15 protein-coding genes are annotated in these 19,383 nt (G+C 65.5%); 11 read left to right on the top strand and 4 right to left on the bottom strand.

Going from position 1 to position 19,383, the window contains the following annotated elements; translation table 11 throughout:
- Positions 1–205: 205 nt before the first annotated feature.
- The 6 genes from DIE03_RS04800 to ppk2 all read left to right on the top strand — a co-directional run bounded on the left by DIE03_RS04800 (position 206) and on the right by ppk2 (position 7,400).
- On the top strand, positions 206–391 hold the full coding sequence (locus tag DIE03_RS04800) for a hypothetical protein (RefSeq protein WP_006479215.1): 186 nt from the start codon (positions 206–208) through the stop codon (positions 389–391).
- 144 nt (positions 392–535) lie between these two features.
- Positions 536–2,656: a peptidase domain-containing ABC transporter gene (locus DIE03_RS04795; RefSeq protein ID WP_124447991.1), complete on the top strand. Its 2,121-nt coding sequence runs from the start codon at positions 536–538 to the stop codon at positions 2,654–2,656.
- Positions 2,653–3,657 carry a hypothetical protein gene (locus tag DIE03_RS04790; protein WP_185658100.1) on the top strand — a complete coding sequence of 335 codons (1,005 nt, stop codon included), beginning with the start codon at positions 2,653–2,655 and terminating at the stop codon, positions 3,655–3,657. The genes DIE03_RS04795 and DIE03_RS04790 overlap by 4 nt, the downstream gene beginning before the upstream one ends.
- Positions 3,658–3,669: 12 nt before the next feature.
- Positions 3,670–4,965, top strand: a complete 1,296-nt coding sequence (locus DIE03_RS04785) for an HlyD family secretion protein (protein ID WP_124447987.1) — start codon at positions 3,670–3,672, stop codon at positions 4,963–4,965.
- Between the two features lie 4 nt (positions 4,966–4,969).
- Positions 4,970–6,364 carry an OmpW family protein gene (locus DIE03_RS04780; protein ID WP_124447985.1) on the top strand — a complete coding sequence of 465 codons (1,395 nt, stop codon included), beginning with the start codon at positions 4,970–4,972 and terminating at the stop codon, positions 6,362–6,364.
- A gap of 88 nt (positions 6,365–6,452) precedes the next feature.
- The gene (gene ppk2 / locus DIE03_RS04775) at positions 6,453–7,400 is read left to right on the top strand and encodes a polyphosphate kinase 2 (RefSeq protein WP_124447983.1); all 948 of its coding nucleotides are present in this window, start codon (positions 6,453–6,455) and stop codon (positions 7,398–7,400) included.
- Between the two features lie 60 nt (positions 7,401–7,460).
- Here the strand turns inward: ppk2 and DIE03_RS04770 are convergent, their stop codons facing one another.
- Positions 7,461–8,048, bottom strand: coding sequence for a YigZ family protein (locus tag DIE03_RS04770; RefSeq protein WP_124447981.1), 588 nt, complete (start codon positions 8,046–8,048; stop codon positions 7,461–7,463).
- A 113-nt stretch (positions 8,049–8,161) separates the two neighbouring features.
- Entirely contained in the window at positions 8,162–9,019 is an 858-nt protein-coding gene (locus tag DIE03_RS04765; protein WP_124447979.1) for a LysR family transcriptional regulator, read from the bottom strand.
- A gap of 130 nt (positions 9,020–9,149) precedes the next feature.
- Between DIE03_RS04765 and DIE03_RS04760 the strand changes: the two genes are divergently transcribed.
- Both DIE03_RS04760 and DIE03_RS38645 read left to right on the top strand, forming a co-directional pair.
- Positions 9,150–9,728, top strand: coding sequence for a DUF4865 family protein (locus tag DIE03_RS04760; protein WP_185658099.1), 579 nt, complete (start codon positions 9,150–9,152; stop codon positions 9,726–9,728).
- Complete coding sequence (locus DIE03_RS38645; protein ID WP_260434796.1) at positions 9,728–9,850, top strand: hypothetical protein; 123 nt, start codon at positions 9,728–9,730, stop codon at positions 9,848–9,850. Before DIE03_RS04760 ends, DIE03_RS38645 begins: the two co-directional genes overlap by 1 nt.
- A gap of 73 nt (positions 9,851–9,923) precedes the next feature.
- Here the strand turns inward: DIE03_RS38645 and DIE03_RS04755 are convergent, their stop codons facing one another.
- Positions 9,924–12,125, bottom strand: a complete 2,202-nt coding sequence (locus tag DIE03_RS04755; protein ID WP_124447975.1) for a glycoside hydrolase family 3 C-terminal domain-containing protein — start codon at positions 12,123–12,125, stop codon at positions 9,924–9,926.
- A gap of 589 nt (positions 12,126–12,714) precedes the next feature.
- On the opposite strand from DIE03_RS04755, the gene DIE03_RS04745 reads away from it, so the two are divergent.
- Complete coding sequence (locus DIE03_RS04745; protein WP_124447971.1) at positions 12,715–15,144, top strand: glycosyl hydrolase family 28-related protein; 2,430 nt, start codon at positions 12,715–12,717, stop codon at positions 15,142–15,144.
- An 805-nt stretch (positions 15,145–15,949) separates the two neighbouring features.
- Here the strand turns inward: DIE03_RS04745 and DIE03_RS38640 are convergent.
- Complete coding sequence (locus DIE03_RS38640) at positions 15,950–16,225, bottom strand: hypothetical protein (RefSeq protein WP_260434799.1); 276 nt, start codon at positions 16,223–16,225, stop codon at positions 15,950–15,952.
- Between DIE03_RS38640 and DIE03_RS04740 the strand changes: the two genes are divergently transcribed.
- Both DIE03_RS04740 and DIE03_RS04735 read left to right on the top strand, forming a co-directional pair.
- A complete protein-coding gene (locus DIE03_RS04740) occupies positions 16,133–17,752 on the top strand; it encodes an alpha/beta hydrolase (protein ID WP_260434798.1) in 1,620 nt (539 codons plus the stop codon). The genes DIE03_RS38640 and DIE03_RS04740 overlap by 93 nt on opposite strands.
- 424 nt (positions 17,753–18,176) lie before the next feature.
- Complete coding sequence (locus DIE03_RS04735) at positions 18,177–19,367, top strand: glycosyltransferase (protein ID WP_124448148.1); 1,191 nt, start codon at positions 18,177–18,179, stop codon at positions 19,365–19,367.
- Positions 19,368–19,383 lie beyond the last annotated feature (16 nt).

Raw genomic sequence — 19,383 nt, 5'->3', positions numbered from 1 at the left:
GCCCCCCGCGCGAAATGCTGCGAAAAGAAGGAAAAGAATCGATCGCCGCAGTGGTAATAAAGCGACTCCGAAATGAATTATTTCGGATTCGGGCGATTATCGGGAGGCGGGAGTGCCGGATTATCTCCGTAATAAAGCAAACGGCCATCGAGTTTGCAATTGGCTGACGGCTGAAGGCATTCCGAAAATATAAAGGCCACGACAAATGCGAGACATCACGGAAGAACAGGCCCGCCAGATTCGCGGCGGCGCGTCGCTTTACTCCAATTCGGCCGCCTATACGGTCGATCTCGTCAACCAGTCGATCGGGACCACGCTGCAGGGCCTGATGACCCAGTACCAGGCCCACGCCGTCGAACAGTTCCGGATGTCGCTCGGCTCGTCGCGCTGAGCGGCCTGCCAAGCAACCGGCAACACCGATCTTCCGTCGCGGCCGGCCGCGCGCCGGCTGCGCCCATGCGACTCGCGCACGACCCGTCACGGGCCCGCACCGGCAGGCCCGGGCGGCGCGTCGTCGCGCCCCGGGTGCCCGACCATGCTCTTCAATACGCGTAAAGTCCGTCCGGTCCTGCAGGACGAGGTGACGGAGTGCGGCCTGGCCTGCCTCGCGATGATCGCGTCGTGGCACGGGCGCGAAACGACGTTGCGCACGCTGCGCAACCGCTATCCGGTCCGGATCGATTCCGGGCTGTCGTTCTTCGACCTGATGGAGATCTCGAACGATCTCGGGCTGCGCGCCCGCGGGCTGCAGTTCGACGCGGGCGAACTCGACGCGCTCAAGACGCCGTGCATCCTGCACTGGGGGATGAATCACTATGTCGTGCTGACGAAGGTCGGCTACGGCAGCGTGCACATCGTCGATCCCGCGCTCGGCGAGACGAAGCTGCCGCTCGCGCAGGCGCTCACGCACATCACCGGCTATGCGCTCGAACTGAATCCGGACATCGGCTTCACGCGGGCGGGGCAGGCCGACCGGATCCGGCTGCGCGACTACCTCGAAGGGCTGACGGGCATCCGCAAGAGCCTCGCGATCGGCATCGCGGGCGGCGTCGCCGCGCAGCTCCTGCTGCTGCTCGGCCCATCGTACGTGCAACTGACGATCGACGAGGCGCTGAAGAAGACCGACGTCGACATCCTGTACCTGCTGACGATCCTGTTCGCGATCGTGTTCCTGTTCGACACGCTGTACGCGAACCTCGTCGGCAACATCAAGAGCTACCTGCGCAACATCGTGTCGCAGCAGCTGTCGGCGAACATGGTCGGCCATCTCGCGCGGCTGCCGATCGGCTATTTCCTGTTCCACAACACCGGCGATTCGATTTCGCGCGTGTCGTCGGTGTCGGAGGTCGGGCGCTTTCTCGTCGACGGGCTGGTCGGCGGGCTGCTGAACGTCGTCACCTGCACGCTGACGCTCGTGCTGATGCTGTACTACAGCCCGGTGCTGGCCGGCATCAGCCTGGCCGGGATGGTGCTGTTCGCGCTGAGCCGGCTCGCGATCCAGCCGCAACTGCAGGACGCGATGTCGCAGATCCTCACGCGCGGCGCCGAGGCCGATGCGCTGCTGATCGAGAACATCCGCTCCGCGCATTCGATCAAGCTGCTGTCGGCCGAGACCGCGCGCAGCAGCCTGTGGGTCAACGCGTTCACGCAGAAGCTGCAGGCGATGCGCCAGCAGGAGCGGCTGCAACTGCTGTTCGATGCGATCTCGAAGGGAATCGTGCATGTCGAGCAACTGGTGATCGTGACCTACGGCGCGTGGCTCGTGATGCACGGCCAGAGCACGATCGGCGTGATCTACGCGTTCATCCAGTACAAGAACCTGTTCGCGGACAAGTTCATCGACTCGATCCAGCTCTACGTGCGCCGCAAGGTGCTGCAGGTTCACATGGACCGCGTCGCCGACGTGCTGCAGACCGAGACCGAGGAGCCCGCGCCGGACGCGGTCGTGCGGCCGGTCGACGGGTTCGACGGCGCGCTGTCGATCCGCGCACTGTCGTACACGCCGAAGGGCGGCAATCGCCCGATCCTGCGCGACATCGCGCTCGACGTGCCGGCCGGCGGCAAGATCGCGATCGTCGGCCGCACCGGCAGCGGCAAGACGACGCTGCTGAACCTGATCTGCGGGCTCGTGCGGCCGGATCGCGGCACGCTGTTCGTCGGCGGCGTCGATCTCGCGGAAGTCAACCTGCGGCAGTACCGCAAGCATCTCGCGGCCGTCACGCAGTCCGACCAGTTGTTTCGCGGGACGATCCGCGACAACATCACGAACTTCGCGCCGGCGCCGCGGATCGGCGCGATGTTCGACGCGGCGAAGCTGGCCTGCATCCACGACGAGATCGAGCGGCTCGACCACCGCTACGACACGCCGCTTGGCGATACGCAGAAATTCCTGTCGGCCGGCCAGATGCAGCGGCTGCTGATCGCGCGGGCGCTGTATTGCGAGCCGCGCCTGCTGATCCTCGACGAGTTTTCGTCGAACCTCGACCAGGCGACGACGCACGAGATCTGCCGCAACGTGCTGACGCTGCCGTGCACGATCGTGCTCGTCACGCACGACGCGTCGATCCTGTCGATGGTCGACCGCATCTACCAGATGAACGAAGGCATCCTGATCGATGCGACTGACGCATGGCGCGCGAACGAGGAGATGCGGTGATGCTCGGGCGACTCTTCCTGCTCAATCCGTTCTCGTACGCGTTCCTCGTGCGCCGCGCGGTGCGTGCGGTCGCTTTGCGCACGTCGCCCGCGCGCGGGCTGCGGCTGATGCGCTGGTGCTCGGGCGCGTGCCTGCGCTGCTTTCCGCGCATTCGCGAATCGGTCGAACGCGCGGTCGAATACATGCTGAGCGCGCACCTGAACGACGATCCGCGGCGCGTGCGCGAAGTGTCGGCCGCGATCGTGCGCGAGCTGTTCGAGGCCGAATTCGCCGGGCTCAAGCTGCGCACGCACAGCCTCGAATCGATGAAGTCGATGATCGACGGCATGGCGTGCGAAGGCGACGACCAGTTGCGCGCGGCGCTCGCACGCGGCGGCCCGCTGATGCTCGCGGGGCTGCACTTCGGCAACCTGATGCTGTTCGTCACGAAGCTGCGCTTCATGATTCCGGACGACCGCAAGCTGATGGTGATCCTGCACCGCGATGCGCCCGGCGCGTTCTTCGACGATGCGCTGCGGCTCGTTGCCGAATACGGTGCCGGCGAGGTCGAGTTCATCGACATCGAGGAGCGCGTGCACCTGCGGCGGCTGATCACGAGCCTGCGGCGCGAGGCGCCCGTGTTCCTGCTGTTCTCCGACCTGCACGGCAAGTTCGGCAAGACCAACCGCTGCCGGCTCGGCGGGCGCTGGGTGCGGATGGCCGGCGGCGGCGTGAAGCTTGCGGTCGAGCAGGGGATTCCGCTGCTCGTTGCGTACGCGACGGGCGTGCCGTTCCGCGATCGCTGCGCGGTGCATTTCACCGAGCTTGCGGCCAGCCCGCTCGCGCCGATGCTCGGCGCGGACGACGACGCGTCGCCGGTGCGCGCGACGCACCAGCGCATCGTCGACCGGCTCGAACAGGCGCTCGTGCGCCAGCCGGAGCAATGGCATTTCTGGGAACACTTCACGCCTTACCTGATGCCGGCGCCGCTGCTCGATGCGGCCGCGCGGCGTCGCTCCTGACGAGCCTGCCCCATGCCGACCTGGAACTCCGCCCTCCGAGAACAGAAGCCGTCGCGCAAGCTCGCGCGCGGCACGACCTTCGGCACCGTGATCCGCGGCGTCGTCGACGTGCCGGTGTCGATGCGGTTCTTCTGCTACCTGTCGCTGGCGATGTTCGCGATGTTCGTCACCGCGCTCGTCGAACTGAGCTACGCGAATACCGAGAGCGTGTCGGGGATGCTGACGCCGCGCTCCGGGCTGATCGGCGTCAGTGCGCCGCCGGGCTGGGCCGTGCGCGACATCTACGTCGGCAAGGACCAGCACGTGAAGGCCGGCCAGCGGCTGCTCGCGGTGACGCGCGACACGAGCTTCGTCAGCCAGGCGAACAACGTGCAGGGGATGCGCATGGCGCTCGACCGGCAGCGCGTCGAGGTGAAGCAACAGATCGACGCGGCGCAGCTCGAATACCGGTCGTCGGTGCAGCAGATCAACCAGCAGATCGCCGCGCAGGGCGAGAGCCGCGGGCTGATCGACCGGCAGATCCAGGACCAGAAGCGCATCGTCGACGAATACGGCGAACGGCGCGCACGCGTGAAGCAGCTGCTCGACGAGCAGGTCGTGACGCTCGAGCAGTACAACCAGGTCAACACGCAGTACCTGCAGGCCGGGCAGGCGTACCAGGACCTGCTGCTGCGCCGTGCCGAGCTGGCGAAGAACGCGATGAAGCTGCGCGGCGATCTCGACACGATGCAGAGCAAGTACGACGGCGCGAACGCCGAGCTGAAGATCAAGCAGGAAGAACTGAATGCAAAGGAATACAACATCGACGAGAACGTGAACCAGGTGCTGTACGCGCCGGCCGACGGGCAGATCGTGCGGCTCGATGTCGTGCAGGGCGGCGTGATCGACCCGCCCGGCACGCGCGTCGTCGAGATCCTGCCCGCGAAGGCCGACGGGCTGATCGCCGAGGTCTACATTCCGTCGTCGAAGGCCGGCTTCGTGAAGAAGGGGCAGGAAGTGAAGGTTGCGTACGCAAGCTATCCGGTCGAGAAGTTCGGCACCTATCGCGGCAAGGTGCTGTCGATCTCGCCCGTTGCGTTCTCGGCGAAGGAACTGAACCTGCCCGGCGACGCGGCCGCGCCGCAGACCTACTTCAAGACCTGGGTCGAACTCGCCGATCGCACACCGTCGTTCGAAGGGCGACCGTTGTCGCTGCGGGCCGGGATGATGCTGAAGGCCGACGTCGTGCTGGAGCGGCGCAGCCTGCTCGAATGGCTGTTCGAGCCGCTGTACCGGATCCGCCAGCGCCTGTTCGGCGTGCCGGCCTGAGCCGATGGCGAATCGCGACACGTGCCGCCGCCGCGCGCGGCCGGGTTCCGCGCGTCCGCTGTCGCGCTGGCTCGGCGCGACGCTGTTCGCATGCGCGGCCGCCGCGCACGGTGCGCCGCAGCCGGACGGCGACGCGGAACCGCGCTGGCAAGCCGGCGCCGACGGCATCGGCTTCTGGCAGGGCGGCGACGCGGACGGGTTCGATGCGAGCGCGTGGGCGACCGACGCGGGGCCGGCACGCGGCGGGCGCAACGGCGCTTCGGCCGACGCGGCGCCACCCGACGCCGTCCCGCTGACCGCACGCAAGATCACGCTCGGGCAGCGAACCGGCGGAGCGGGGCGCGCGTGCGCGGCAGCGCGCGACGATGGCGTGGACGGTATCGGCTTCGACGACAACGATGCGGCCGGCGGCTGCGATTCGGCCGCGCCGCATGACGCACCGGCAGATGGTGCCCCGGCCGGCGGCGTCGTCCACGCGGACCGGATGCCGTACGAACTGCATCCGGTCGATCCTTCGCGGCTGCCCGACCTGCCGGCCGCGCAAGCGCCGCCGTTGCTCGAGCAACTGGCGGGCGACGACCGCAACATGGTCGGCCTCGGCTGGCACTTCATCGCGACGACCGGCCGGTCGACGCCGGTGACGACGCGCACCGACGCGCTCGGACTGAACAGCTTCCAGAACCAGGGTTCGAGCCTGTCGCTCAGCAATACGAACACGCTGGCGTTCACGTTCACTCACTTTTTCTCGGAGAACTGGGCGGCCGAACTCGGAGGCGGCATTCCGCCGGTGCTGACGTTGCGCGGGCACGGCAGCATCGCGCTGCCGCTCGATCGCATCTTTGCCGGCGTCCACGGGCGCTTTCCGCTGATCGATCTCGCGAACACGCAAAGCAACCCGCTCGCGACCACGCGCGCGTGGCTCGGCTCCGTCGTGTTCAAGTACTACCTGGGCGAGCGGGACGATCGTTTCCGCCCGTTCGCGGGCATCGGCATCAGCTACACGCGCTTCACGAACACGAACCTGAACCCCGTGTTCCAGCGCAAGCTGGCGTCGCTCGGCGGGCTGCTCGCGGCGGGCGCGGACATCGGCAGCCTGCAGTCGCTGCTGCTCGACCCGGCGTTGTTCCAGCGAATCTGGGATGCCGGCGGCGACCTGCTGCTGTCGGGGAAGACCAACGTGTCCGCGAAGGTGAAGAGCGTGTGGGAGCCGGTGTTCACCGTCGGCGCGAGCTACCAGATCACGCGCCGGCTCTGGCTCACCGGGATGGTCACCTACGTCCCGCTGCGGACCAGGATCACGCTCGACATCAGCCAGCCGAACCGGACCCTCGCATCGAACACGTTCGACATTTCGGCGAACCCCGTGCTGGCCAGCGTGCTGCTGAACTTCCGCTTCTGACGGGCGTGGCCGCCCGTTTTCATGAATTTGACGCGCGACACTGGGATAATGGTGGAGTTTGGCTGCGTCAATGACGGAAGGAGGCCCCATGGGCGACAACGATACCCGCACCGAGACCGACAACCTCGATACGAACTCGATGGAAGCGCGCCAGCGCCGTTTCGAAGAGGATCTCGTCGACGCGTACGACGAAGAGCTCGAGATGGAACTCGACGACCGGCGCTTCGACGACGGCGACGCATTGCTGTTTTCGCAAGAGCGCCGCGAGGCGCGCAAGGAATATTTCCGCGAGCTGTTCCGGCTGCAGGGCGAGCTCGTGAAGCTGCAGGACTGGGTCGTGAGCACCGGGCATCGGCTCGTCGTCATTTTCGAAGGGCGCGACGCGGCCGGCAAGGGCGGCGCGATCAAGCGCATCACGCAGCGTCTGAACCCGCGCGTGTGTCGTGTCGCTGCGCTGCCTGCGCCGAACAACCGCGAGCGCACGCAATGGTACTTCCAGCGCTACGTCGCGCATCTGCCGGCAGGCGGCGAGATCGTGCTGTTCGACCGCAGCTGGTACAACCGCGCGGGCGTCGAGCGCGTGATGAATTTCTGCACCGACGACGAGTACGAGGAGTTCTTCCGGTCGGTGCCCGAGTTCGAGAAGATGCTCGTGCGCAGCGGCATCCAGATCGTCAAGTACTGGTTCTCGATCACCGATCACGAGCAGGAAGTGCGCTTCCAGGCCCGGATCCAGGATCCGCTGAAGCAGTGGAAGCTGAGCCCGATGGACCTCGAAAGCCGCCGCCGCTGGGAGGCCTATACGGCCGCGAAGGAAGAGATGCTGCAACGCACGCACATTCCGGAAGCGCCGTGGTGGGTCGTGCAGGCCGTCGACAAGAAGCGCGCGCGGCTGAACTGCATCCACCACCTGCTGAGCCAGGTGCCGTATCACGAGGTGCCGCACCCGTCGATCGACCTGCCGCCGCGCGAGCATCACGAGGATTACATCCGCCGGCCGACGCCGGACGACATGATCGTGCCGGATACTTACTGACGCCGGAATGCGTCAGGCTTGATCGGGCACAGCGGGGAAGGCGGGTGCCTTGCCCGCGCGTCAAAGCGCCGGGAAACCCGCGCGCCCCTGCGTCAGGTCGAACAGCGCGGTTCTCGCATCGGCCTCGGCGGTTTCCGGCAGCTTGATCACCAGCTTCACCGTCATCCCGTACGCGCTGTCCACCAGTTCGTACGCGGCCTGTTCGATCCAGCGGCGCACGCGCGCCTCCTCGGGGTAGCCGATCTCGATCGCGAGGCGCGTCTGGCGAATCCGCTCGACACGCTCCGCATCGAGCAGCGCCGAGGCGATCGCGTCCGTATAGGCGCGCACCAGGCCACCCGCACCGAGCTTCACACCGCCGTAGTAACGCACGACCGCGCCGAGCACGCCGTCGAGATCGTGATGACGCAGCACTTCGAGAATGGGGCGGCCAGCCGTGCCCGACGGCTCGCCGTCGTCCGACATGCCCGACTGGCCGCCGGCCAGCAATGCCCAGCACACATGGGTGGCCGTCGGGTGCTCGTCGCGCAGGCGCTGCAGCACCTGCATCGCGGCGTCGCGGTCGTCGACGGGGATCGCGAACCCGATGAAGCGGCTCTTGCGGATCTCGAGTTCGGTCGTACGGGGTGCGGATAGGGTGTAAGTCACGTCGATCGTCAGGGGCAAGCATGCTCGATGCAATCGCCTGCCCGTATTCCGGATGTTGTCTGTCTCGGCGGTCGCGGATGCGCGGCGCCTGTCGAAGCATACCGCGCCCGGCGTCAGCGCACGCCGACCGACGCCCGCAGCGCCGCGCCCAGCGTGCGCAATGCTTGCCTCGCCTGCGCATCGGTCTGGTTCGAGTAAAGCACCACGTCGCGCGCCGGCAATGGCGGCAGCCCGTATTGCGTGCCCACGTCGACCGTGCCGGCGGGCGCCACGCGATGCCCGAGCGCCGCGACGGCGAGCCCCGCGGACACCGCCGCGCCGATCGTCGCGACACCGCCGCCGACAAAGACTTCCGTCCACGCGACACCGGCTTCGTCCAGCGCGCCGACCGCCATGCGGCGCACGCTGCACGGCTCGGCTTGCGTGGCCAGCCGCAGCGGTTGCGGCGGATGGTACTCGAAATCCGCCGCCGCCATCCAGCCGAACGACTCCGACAGGATGGTTTCGCCGTCGAGCCGCCGGCTGTCGTGCTGCAGCGCGACGGCCGCGTCGAGCTGGCCGCGGTCGAATGCATCGAGCACGTCGCGTGACGCCGCGACGCGGATCTCGAGCACGAGCGCCGGTTCCGCTTCGCTCATGCGCCGCAGCAGCATCGGGAGATCGGCGCCGACGACATGGTGGCTGACGCCGATCACCAGCCGCCGCTGCCCCGTGCCGAATGCGCCGACCGCACCGTGGTGAGCGGCGACCAGTTCGCGTGCCGGCTCCAGGAACGCGGCGCCGTCGGCCGACAGGCGCACCTGCCGCGGCGTGCGTTCCAGCAGGCGGCGGCCGAGACCGTCTTCGAGCCGCTTGATCTTCAGGCTCACCGCCGACTGCGTCGTGTCCATTGCCTCGGCGGCCCGGGTGAAGCTCTTGAGGTCGGCGGTCAGCACGAACGCCTGCACGGCTTCGATGTCGAGCGTTTTCATCGCGCACTCATCCATTTTAAAAACGAATCATTGAAATATGATGCCATCGTCTTTTCAAATGATTCAAGGTCTTCTACGCTGTTCCCAAGCCGTCGTGATGTCCCGCCGTTTCTTTCGCCAGGAGTCGATCATGCTGACCGCGTACTACGTGCACCGCCTGCCGGCGGACTACGACCTCGAGATCATCCGGAATCGCGTGCGCGAGCGCGGCAGGCTGTGGGACGACACGCCGGAATTGCTGTTCAAGGGGTTCCTGCTTCGCGAAGCAGGCCGTTTCGGCGCGACGGAAAACGGTTATGCGTCGTTCTACCTGTGGCGCAGCGAGCAGGCGTTCGCCCGCTTCGTGACGGACGGCCGCTATCGGGTCGTGACGGACAGCTTCGGGCGCGCGCCGATCGACGCGCAGGTCGCGCTCGATGCGCGCAAGGGCGCGGCAGCGACGGGACGCTTTGCGCGTCTGGAAACCCTCGATATTCCGGCGGATGCCGATCTCGACGCGACGCTTGCACGAGAGATTGCGCGTAATCGCGAAGTCGCGGCACGGCAGGGGGTGGTGGCGGCTGCCGTCAGTCTCGATCCGCTGCGCTGGCGGCTGACGCGTGCGCTCGTCACGGATCACGAACGGGACGACGGCGCGGCCGGCACGGTGTACCAGATCCTGCATCTGGCGCGGCCGCTGCTCGACACGCTGGAAGCGGGCGGTGCGTGATGGCCGGCATCGCATCGCGATTGCCGGCCGGCCTGGTGGTTGCCGCGCATCTGGCCGGCGTGGCGGCGGCGATCGTCGTGATGGCCGCGCTCGCGACGGTGCTGGCGCTGCTGCTCCGGTAGCGCCGTTCGGATGATCGGCAGGCACGGGGAAGCCGGGCACGCGGCGCGCGGCTCCCCGCTGGTCCGGCGGCGATCAGTTGCCTTGCAGCCGGATATCGCGCGACGACGCACCGACATACACCGTCCCGCCCGATACGACCCGCCAGCCGTTACGCGACGTGTCCCACACGCTCTGCATGCGCGGCGATACGTTCACGCGCACATGCCGCGCCTCGCCCGGATTCAGCCGGATCTTTTCCCAGCCGACCAGCCGCTTCGGCGGTTCGTCCTTGTACGGCACGCCGAGATAGACCTGCGGCGTTTCCGCGCCGGCGACGCGCCCGTCGTTGCGCACGGTGAAGGCGACGCTCAGCGTGCCGTCCCATTGCTTCGACACCGACAGCCCCGAATACGCGAAGTGGGTATACGACAACCCGTGGCCGAACTCGAACATCGGCTTGATGTTGCGCGCGTCATACCAGCGATAGCCCATGTTCAGCTTTTCCGCGTAGACGGGATCGTTGTCGAACGCACCGTTTTGCCCCCAGGTCGGCGAATCCTGATCGCGCGCCGGGAACGTGACGGGCAGCTTGCCCGACGGATTGACCGCGCCGAACAGCACGTTCGCGATCGCCTTGCCTCCGGCTTCGCCCGGATACCACGCCTCGACGATGGCGGACACGTTGTCCTTCCACGGCATCAGCACCGGATTGCCGCTCTGGACGACGACGATCGTGTGCGGATTCGCACGCGCGACGGCTTCGACGAGCGCATCCTGGTTCGACGGGTTCGCAAGGCTCAGGCTCTGCAGGTCGCCGAAATCCTCGCCGGCCGGCTGCGCGACCACGACGATCGCGACATCCGAGCGGCCCGCGAGCGCCGCGGCCTGGTCGATCTCCTGCTGCGTGTACGCGCGGAACGGCGACTGCTGGTCGCTGTTGCCCGCGTACGTGACCTGCGCGGCCGGCGCGAGCGCGCGGATCGCCGCGACGATCGGCACGTCGACCTTCAGCCAAGGATTGCGCCACCAGCTGCAGCCCGTCGACGACCCGAACGTCAGGCCGCCGCAGCCCGCGAACGAACCCGAGACCGGATCGCGCGTGTTGCCGGAGCCGCCGCCGGACAGCACGGCCGTGTCCGCGTGACCGCCGATCACGGCGATACGCGACAGCGCCGACGCGGCCAGCGGCAACTGGTTGCCGTCGTTCTTCAGCAGGACGATCGACTGCTCGGAGGCCGCCTGCGCGAACCGGTTCGCAGCGGCGAAATCGATCGTGCCGCCGCCCTTGGCCGGATCGTCCATCACGCCGACGCGGATCATCACGGCGAGCTTGCGGCGCACCATGTCGTCGAGGCGCGCGGTCGACACGGAGCCGTTCGCGATCGCCTGCTTGACCGCCGCCGGCGTCAGGTACACGCTCGGCCCGACGTCTTCTTCCTCGTCGAGCCCCGCGTTGATCGCGGCCGCGGTGCTGTGCGTGGCGCCCCAGTCCGACTGCACCTGGCCCTGGAAGCCCCATTCGTTTTTCAGCACGTCGTTCAGCAGGTGATTGTTTTCACACGCATACGCGCCGTTCAAGCGGTTGTAGCTGCACATCACGCTGCCGGGTCGACCGCGCTTCGCGGCGATCTCGAACGGCAGCAGGTAAAGCTCGCGCAGCGTGCGCTCGTCGATCTGCGTGTTGCCGCCCATCCGGCCGTGCTCCTGTTCGTTGCCGGCGTAGTGCTTGATCGTCGCGATGACCTTTTGCCGCTGCGTGGCGAGCGTGCGTTCGGCGAGCAGGTCGCCGGCGAGCAGCGGGTCTTCGCCGAGATACTCGAACAGGCGGCCGCCGCGTGGCTCGCGCGCAAGGTTGGTGCCACCGCCGAGACCCATGCCGAACCCTTGCGCGCGCAACTGGATCGCGACCTGCTTGCCGAAGTCGTACGACAGCCTGCGATCCCAGCTCGCGGCGACGGCGATCGTCGCGGGGAACGTCGTGCTGGCCTGCGACGTGCTGCCGGAGCCGGTCGCGGAATCGACCATGTTGAGATCGGGAATGCCGAGCCGCGGCACGCCCTGGATGTAGCCGGCGCCGCCGCCCGGCACCTTGGACATTTCGTATTGCGAATGAATGAACTGAAGCTTCTCGTCGAGCGTCATCTTGCGCACGAGCAGGTCGGCGCGTCGTTGCGCGGCGGCCGACGCGAATGACTCGGTCGCGTCGCCCTGCGAATTGAAATCGGCGTCGCCGGCGTAGGCGGTGGTGCAGAGGGTCGCTGCCAGCACGACGGCCGGCCAGAGTTTGTCTCGCATGTTGTTCTCCATGATCGTATTGCCGGTTGTTCGGATGATGTCTGGAGCTGCGCACGACCGGTGGATTCGCACCGGAGGTATTCGGCTGGCGCTGCAGGGTGGTTGCGCGTCGGCACGCCAGGCCAGGCGGGGAATCGTTACGGCCGGTTGGGCCCGATCGAACATCGAGGACGGCGACGCGGACCGTCCTGCACGGTCGATTCGGATGTAGCGATTCTCCGCAGCGACCAATCGTACGAATGTAGTTTGACTACAGCATCGGTGTTTCTACCGATACGTACGATCTTTTTTTGATGAGGTGGGGCGGCGAGGTGGAAAGGTGGTCAACGTTCCCGATTGCGGCTGTGCAGCAGTGTAAGAAGTGCCTGCGCGCCACGTTCTCGAGGGCGATACGGCGAGGCATGCGTTCCAGGTTGTTGCGTGCGCATCGAACCTGGCTTAGGTCATTTCACGCACTGTTTGTCGAGATTGTCGCCTCTATTCTGGAATGGGCGAGCACAAACGATCGTGCTCGCCCATTCCATTCGGATTCCCCCATTTTTTGACTTCTTTGCATCGCGATTGAATCGCGGCGATATGGAGCGCTTGAATGACAGCAGAATTTCCGGCTACATACGTTGTGGGTAACGCGACGGGTCTGACCGCCCGGCCACTGCTGCAGGAACTGGTCGACCTCCCGATGAGCGTGAGGCGGTTCGGGGTGAAGGGTGACGGCGTGACTGACGATACGGCGGCACTCCAGGTGGCGCTCAATGCCGGGATCCCGCTGTATTTCCCGCCGGGGACTTACCTGTACAGCAATACGCTGACGGCAACGGCATCGATCGTCGGAGCCGGGTGGGACTCGATCCTGCAATGCACGACGTCGCAAGGACAGAATTCGGTGATCTACTGGAGCGGCGCCAGTAATTTCAAAATCCGGAATCTGCAATTCTTTTCAGTGAATGCGACCGCGTATTACCCCGACGAGAACGCCGGTTCGATCAACTTGCAGGGCTGCAGCCAGTTCGAAATCTCGGGATGCAAGTTCAATAATTCGGCCGGCGGCGGCGCGCTGATGCGCAGTTGTGTCAACGGCAAGGTGTTCGGCAATACGCTGCTCAACATCTGGCATGACGGCATTCATGTGACGAAGGCAAGCGCTGATATCACGATTACGAACAACGAAGTGATCAACGGCGGCGACGACGCGTTTGCGGTGGTGGGTTATTTCAACGAGGGCGTCCGGCCCCGCCGTGTCACGATCGCAAACAACCGGGTCGTCGGAACCAAATATGCGCGTGGCGTAGCGATCGTCGGGGCGCAAGACATCACGGTGACCGACAACCAGATCTACAACCCGATGGCGGCCGGCATATATGTCGCATCGGAGTTGACGAGTGTTTACCAGTCGTACGGCAACGACAATGTGACGATCGCGAACAACGTTCTGGATACGTGCGGCGTTCAATCGAATATCGGTGCAATCGTCAATTCGCCGAATGGACCGATCGGCTATGGGGCATTGGTCGTGACCGCAACTGCCGGATTCAACAACTCGCATATCACGATCGTCAACAACACGATCAAGAACGCTGCGGGAACGCCGATCGGACTGTGGCAACCAGCTGGAAACAACATTCACGTTAACATCTCGCAGAACACGATCAGCAATGCATGGGATCCCAACAACAAGAACGGATTCCCGTTGACGACGATCGGTGCGACGTCGGCATCGATGACACTGAACTTTGCCAATACGCCTGGTGTCGCGGTCGGCATGACCGCGTGGTATTTCAATGGATCGACGAGCGTACAGATCGGTATGGTTGTATCGGCGGGCACTTCGACGGTCACGCTGGACAGGAAAGCGACCGTTCCCAGTGGTGCGGCCGTGATCTTTTCGGGCGTCGGCCTGTTCGGGGCGACGATTTCGTCGACGGCTTCTGCTGCGAGCGGCGCCACCGTGCTCACGTTCTCCACGACGACGGGCGTGACTTGCAACGATCTCTACGGTTTCGGATCGCCAGGCGATGAAACGACCGGCGTCTCGATCGGGCAGACCGTCAGCGGTCCCAACATCGCGGCTGGAACCTTCGTGACCGGTGTGACGGCGACTTCAGTGACGCTCAGCAAGGGCGTGACGGGCACCGTCGCAAATGGTGCCGCCATCGTATTCACGCCGATGGTCTGCATGGCGTCGCAGACCATCGTGACCTCGGCCGCGTCGGCGGCAGGGACCAACACGCTGACGTTTACGCCTTATCCGTCGGCGCGTGGCTGTGCAGTCGGCCAGGGGGTATCCGGAGCGAACATTCCGACAGGCACGTATGTAACCGCGGTGTCGGGTAATGGCAACGGTCCGACAGTCACTCTGTCGAACAACATTACTGGAACCGGAATCGCAAACGGCGCGTCCATCACGTTCACAGGGACTGGGGGATTGAGCGCGGTGTCCGGAATTGCCTTGTACAACACTCGCAATTGCATCGTTTCGAAAAACCAGCTATCCGGCATATCAAAGGACGGGATATACGTGGATGGCTCTTGCGCGAATGTCACGGAGATCAGCGACAACGTCGGAGAAAACATCGGCTGCTGCAATGGACTCGCCCGTTTCATAACGATCGGAACGCTTGTCGCCGGCGCATCTCTCAAAGTTCGTGGCAATTACATGGCTCAGCCCGTCAATTATCCGCGGGCGATCGACACGCTGATTTCCTCGAGTTCGTGGAGTTCTACTGCGTGGGGCGAGGACAACATCGCTCAGAACGGATTTGTCGGTCTTGGGGTGCAGCTCAACCCGGTCGCGCAGACGGTCGGTCCTTCGCCATGGACGTTCGCGAACCGCAACCTCAGCGGGGTCAGCATGTCTGTTACCGGCGGTACCGTATCGTCGATCGCCGTGTCGCGAAACGGGCAGGCGGCCTATGCCGCCGGCTTGACGAACGGTCTCATCGATCTGAAGCCAGGCGATGCGATGACGGTCACCTATAGCGCTGCCCCGACGGTCGTGATGATTCCAAGACTGGGGCAATAGCGGTTGTGCGGAGCCTGATGCGGCGGACCGATATTCGTGTGACGAGTTGAGTGAGGTTCCTCACATACGTACGGTGCCGGACGGTGTTCAATCGTGTACTCCGGCGCGCATTGTCGCGCCGGAGTACGACCGGCTCGACAGCGCCATGGCGATCGAGTGCCGATGATGCCGCCAGGGACAATCGACCGGGCGGGTTCGCGACCGGGCGCAGATCTGCACGTCGACGGACGAACGCCAATATGGCTCACGCGTGCCGAGCGGTCGGTTGGGGCGACCGTGCGCGACCGGTAATGCGAGCCTTGCGTGGAAGCGGCGCCGCAAGTCCGAGACGGTGTGTTGTGAAAATGTAATGTGACGTACGGAACGCGTCGGGATTGGATGGCTTAATCGCCGCTATCCGAGCAGGTTGTCGTGTCTGGCCTGTCAAGCTGATCCGGGGGAACGAACAGAAATGTAACGTCGTCCGAACTAATAAATTACCAAGACCAATCTCAACTCAGAGGCGCTTGCAGGTCAGGCGATCCTCGACAGGCACTCGCCGGACCCGGACGGTCACGCGGGTGTTTTCACATACAGGCGTTTCCGTGGGAACCCAAATCGATACGCAAGGACGGAGCCGGTTACGGGGAGCCGGCTCGCATCGTCGCAACGTCAGTCGTTCCCGATTCGGTTTATTCGGCCAGGCGTACATGCAGCCTCGTTCCGGCCGCGAGTTAACGCTCACCCGGACGCACGCGCAGCCGTCTCCGGTGCCCGGATGCCTGCTTCGCGGCATGCGGCAGGCATCCAGCGGCGCGACGAACCATCAGGTGTATGGCGAAAGGACCGGATCATGACACCCATTCAGTTCAACGGATGTGTCGGCTGGTTTCACGCGGGCCATCGCCCACATGGCATCGTGATTTGCGAGCCGCTCGGTCACGAGGCGCTCTGGCTTCACAAACTCGTACGCGCGCTCGCCGAGCATCTCGCCGAGCGCGGCTTTCCGGTGCTGCGATTCCACTATCCCGCGAGTGGCGACTCGCTGGGCGACGAACATGACGCCGACCGCTTCAACCACATGCTCGAGAGCGTTCGGCATGCCGCCGATGCGCTGCGCGAGCGTGTCGCGTCGGACACGCTGACGCTCGTCGGCGTGCGCGCCGGCGCCGCATTGGCGCTCCTCGCCGCGGACGGCATCCCCGGATTCACGCGCTTCGTCGCGCTGGCGCCGGTGGTGCGCGGCCGCGGCTACCTGCGCGAGCTTTCTCTCGTCGCGCAACGCTGGCTCGACAACGTGCCGCCGGCCGTGCGGGAGGCGGTTCGAGACGAACGGCCTCTCCACGTGCTCGGGCACGCGTATCCCGACGATCTCGTCGCGGCACTGCGGGGCATCAACTTGTGTGAGTCTGCCGGACAACTCCAGGCGTTGCCGGCGCGCGCGCTGCTCGTCGATACGCCGTACGGCGACGGTCCTGCGCTGTCGGACGCGCTCCAGGCACGCGGTGTGCCGGTCGATACGCGGACCTGTCCCGACTGGGGCGGCCTCATGCGGGAGCCTGTCTGGTCGCGGCTGCCCGAAGGATTGCTCGATACGATCGCGAACTGGGTCGACGATGGTTCCGATGCGGCCGTGCGCGCTCCCGTGCGGGGTGCCGAGTCAGCCATGACCCTGTCGGGCGAGGGCTGCATCGAGCGAGTGATCTCCGTGGGGCCAGGGCGGCTGGTCGGCGTGTTGTGCGAACCGGCCGGCAGCACCCGGCGTGCTGCCGCGCCGACGCTGTTGATCACCAATACGGCGGCCAATCCGCATGTTGCCGACGGCCGGTTTGCGGTTCGACTTGCCCGGTCGCTCGCTGCATCGGGTATCAGCAGCCTGCGCGTCGATTCGAGCGGCGTCGGCGACAGCGGCCCGCGTGCGAGAGACGATCAGTCGGACGTTCCGTACTCGGACCAGGTGATTGACGATATTGCATCCGCAGCCGACTGGCTGAAGGAACAGGGACATCGCGAGATCGTGGCGTTCGGGATTTGCTCCGGAGCGTACGCGTCGCTTCATGCCGCTGCGCGCGAGCATTTCGCCGGCGTGATTGCGGTCAATCTTCCGGTTTTCATATGGCCACGGGGAGAAACACTCGCGAATGCCGTCAATAACCAGACCAATTCGATGCGCGGCTATTGGGCGTCGCTGCGCAGCCGCCACAAGCTGCGTCGGCTGATGCTCGAAGGGCGCGATCTGCGGCCGGTCCTGCGTGCCGCGTTCCGTTTCGTCACGGGCGTCATGACCGTGCCCATCAAGCGTGTCGGCGAGCATTTCGGCTGGTGTCCGGGTTGCGAGACGCCTCGGGGATTGCTGCGAGACATGTCGGCGCGCGGCATCCGTACCCATCTCGTCTACGGCACATTCGATGCGGGCGTCGACTCGCTCGTCCGGCATTTCGGCCCCGCATCCCGTGCGTTCGCGCATTGGCCGAACGTATCCGTCGATATGCAGGACGCGCTCGATCACTCGTTGCACGGCAACGCCGCTGCGCAGTACGTCGTCACGCGTTGTACCGAAATGCTTGCCGGCTGGTACGCGCCGGCCGAATTCGCGGCACCCGCGCAGCCGGAGCACGCGCATTCATGACGTTCGGGCAGACGTCGCGCGCGGGCCCGGCCGGGTGGCGATCGTGGCGTCTCTCCCGTGCGGGCGCCTCGGCAGCGAGGCACCAGGGAGCACGCCGGCGGCGGTTTTGCCGGAGTCTCCGACTAACGTAACCGGGCGAACAGTTCCGCCGCTTCGGTCGCCTTATCCTGACAGTGTCGAATTTTCATGGGGTTGCCTTTTCGCAGGCGCCATCGCGACTCCGTTCAGGAATGACAATGAAGCCAGAGTGCCGGGAACATCGGAAGTGGAATCTGCGTCACCGCGAGCGGGTGGCGCACGATCGGGTGCATGCGACACGGGATGACGCCGGTTCGCGAAACGCGCGTGCAATGATCGGGCCCTGCCGTGCAGGCGATGACGCGGCCTCGCGCTCGCGGCATTGCGTTCGCCGAGGCCGATCGTGATGCGTGTGCTGGTGATCAACGACTTCGCTCGCAAGGGCGGTGCCGAGGAAGTGTACCGTGTGTCCGTCGACGTGCTGCGTGCCCGCGACGGCGTTGTCGTCGAAACCTTCGACGAGCGTGCACTACCCGATGTCGAAGGCGGCGGGCGTGCAAGTGCGTGGTCACCTGCGGCCGCGCGTGCGCTCGTTGCGCTGCTCGATCGGTTTCGACCGCAACGAATCCTCGTGCACAACTACCACAACCGACTGTCGAGCGCGATTCTGCCGGTGCTCGCGCGCTACAAGCGGCACTCGGGATGTGGCCTGTTCATGACCGCGCACGATTACCATCTTTTGTTCTACAACCCGAGCCTGCTTGTCTATCCCCGCGGACGCGCGCAACCGTTGTCGATCGACCTGCTGCATCGCAGCCGGCGCGTCGCGCTGAAGGCCAGCCCGCGCGGAATTCTTCACGACGTCGCGAAGAAATTGCATTGGCATGCGGTCGATGCGCTTTTCGATCCGCTTGGCCTGTTCGACGAGATCCTCTGCCCGAGCCCGTTCATGCGAGATCTCATCGCGCAGTGCGGCCGAACTCCCGCCACACTGGTGCCGAACCCGATCGACTCGACGCTGGTTCCTCGTCCGCCCAAGCCCGTCCGGAGCGATCGCCTTGATCTCGCGTTCGTCGGACGTGTGGATGCGGACAAAGGCCTCGGCCGGTTTCTCGCGCTCATGAGCGAATCGGCCGGCGATGCGATTGCGTCGCTTACCGTTTACGGCGACGGGGCCGAGCGGGCCGACCTGGAAAAACGTTACGCGATGCTCGTCGAATCGGGGAGGCTGCGCTTTGCCGGGCGCCTCGATCATGCAACGTTGTTCGCCGCGCTGCCGACGCACGATGCCCTCGTGTTACCGTCGATCTGGGTGGAAAACGCCCCCCTCGTGATCGTGGAGGCGGCGATGCTCGGCCTGCCGGCGCTCGTGCACGACATCGGAAGCCTGTCGACCTTTGGTGACGAGATCGGTAACAAGATCCTCTACCGGAGCACGGCCGAAGGCTTCGCGCGTGCGCTCACCGAACTGCGCGCGCACCTCGATAGCGACAATCGTCACTACGACTGGTCGCGTTACTCGGTCGAATGCTACGCGTCGTCGCTGTGTGCCGTACTTGGCATCGGCACGGATGTACCGCGAACGTGGGCACATTGACAGTTGGCACACTGTT

This window comes from Burkholderia sp. Bp8992 (assembly GCF_003853705.1).
Classification (GTDB): domain Bacteria; phylum Pseudomonadota; class Gammaproteobacteria; order Burkholderiales; family Burkholderiaceae; genus Burkholderia.
This window is presented reverse-complemented; position numbering and strand designations above follow the sequence as displayed.

What these genes read in the sequence shown, in the direction of transcription:
- DIE03_RS04795 (WP_124447991.1), top strand. Translation starts at nt 536, where the DNA reads ATGCTCTTCAATACGCGTAAAGTCCGTCCGGTCCTGCAGGACGAGGTG.
- DIE03_RS04800 (WP_006479215.1), top strand. Translation starts at nt 206, where the DNA reads ATGCGAGACATCACGGAAGAACAGGCCCGCCAGATTCGCGGCGGCGCG.
- DIE03_RS04755 (WP_124447975.1), bottom strand. Translation starts at nt 12,125, where the DNA reads ATGCGAGACAAACTCTGGCCGGCCGTCGTGCTGGCAGCGACCCTCTGC.
- DIE03_RS04735 (WP_124448148.1), top strand. Translation starts at nt 18,177, where the DNA reads ATGCGTGTGCTGGTGATCAACGACTTCGCTCGCAAGGGCGGTGCCGAG.
- DIE03_RS04760 (WP_185658099.1), top strand. Translation starts at nt 9,150, where the DNA reads ATGCTGACCGCGTACTACGTGCACCGCCTGCCGGCGGACTACGACCTC.
- ppk2 (WP_124447983.1), top strand. Translation starts at nt 6,453, where the DNA reads ATGGGCGACAACGATACCCGCACCGAGACCGACAACCTCGATACGAAC.
- DIE03_RS04785 (WP_124447987.1), top strand. Translation starts at nt 3,670, where the DNA reads ATGCCGACCTGGAACTCCGCCCTCCGAGAACAGAAGCCGTCGCGCAAG.
- DIE03_RS04745 (WP_124447971.1), top strand. Translation starts at nt 12,715, where the DNA reads ATGACAGCAGAATTTCCGGCTACATACGTTGTGGGTAACGCGACGGGT.
- DIE03_RS38640 (WP_260434799.1), bottom strand. Translation starts at nt 16,225, where the DNA reads ATGCCGAACGCTCTCGAGCATGTGGTTGAAGCGGTCGGCGTCATGTTC.
- DIE03_RS04765 (WP_124447979.1), bottom strand. Translation starts at nt 9,019, where the DNA reads ATGAAAACGCTCGACATCGAAGCCGTGCAGGCGTTCGTGCTGACCGCC.
- DIE03_RS04780 (WP_124447985.1), top strand. Translation starts at nt 4,970, where the DNA reads ATGGCGAATCGCGACACGTGCCGCCGCCGCGCGCGGCCGGGTTCCGCG.
- DIE03_RS38645 (WP_260434796.1), top strand. Translation starts at nt 9,728, where the DNA reads ATGGCCGGCATCGCATCGCGATTGCCGGCCGGCCTGGTGGTTGCCGCG.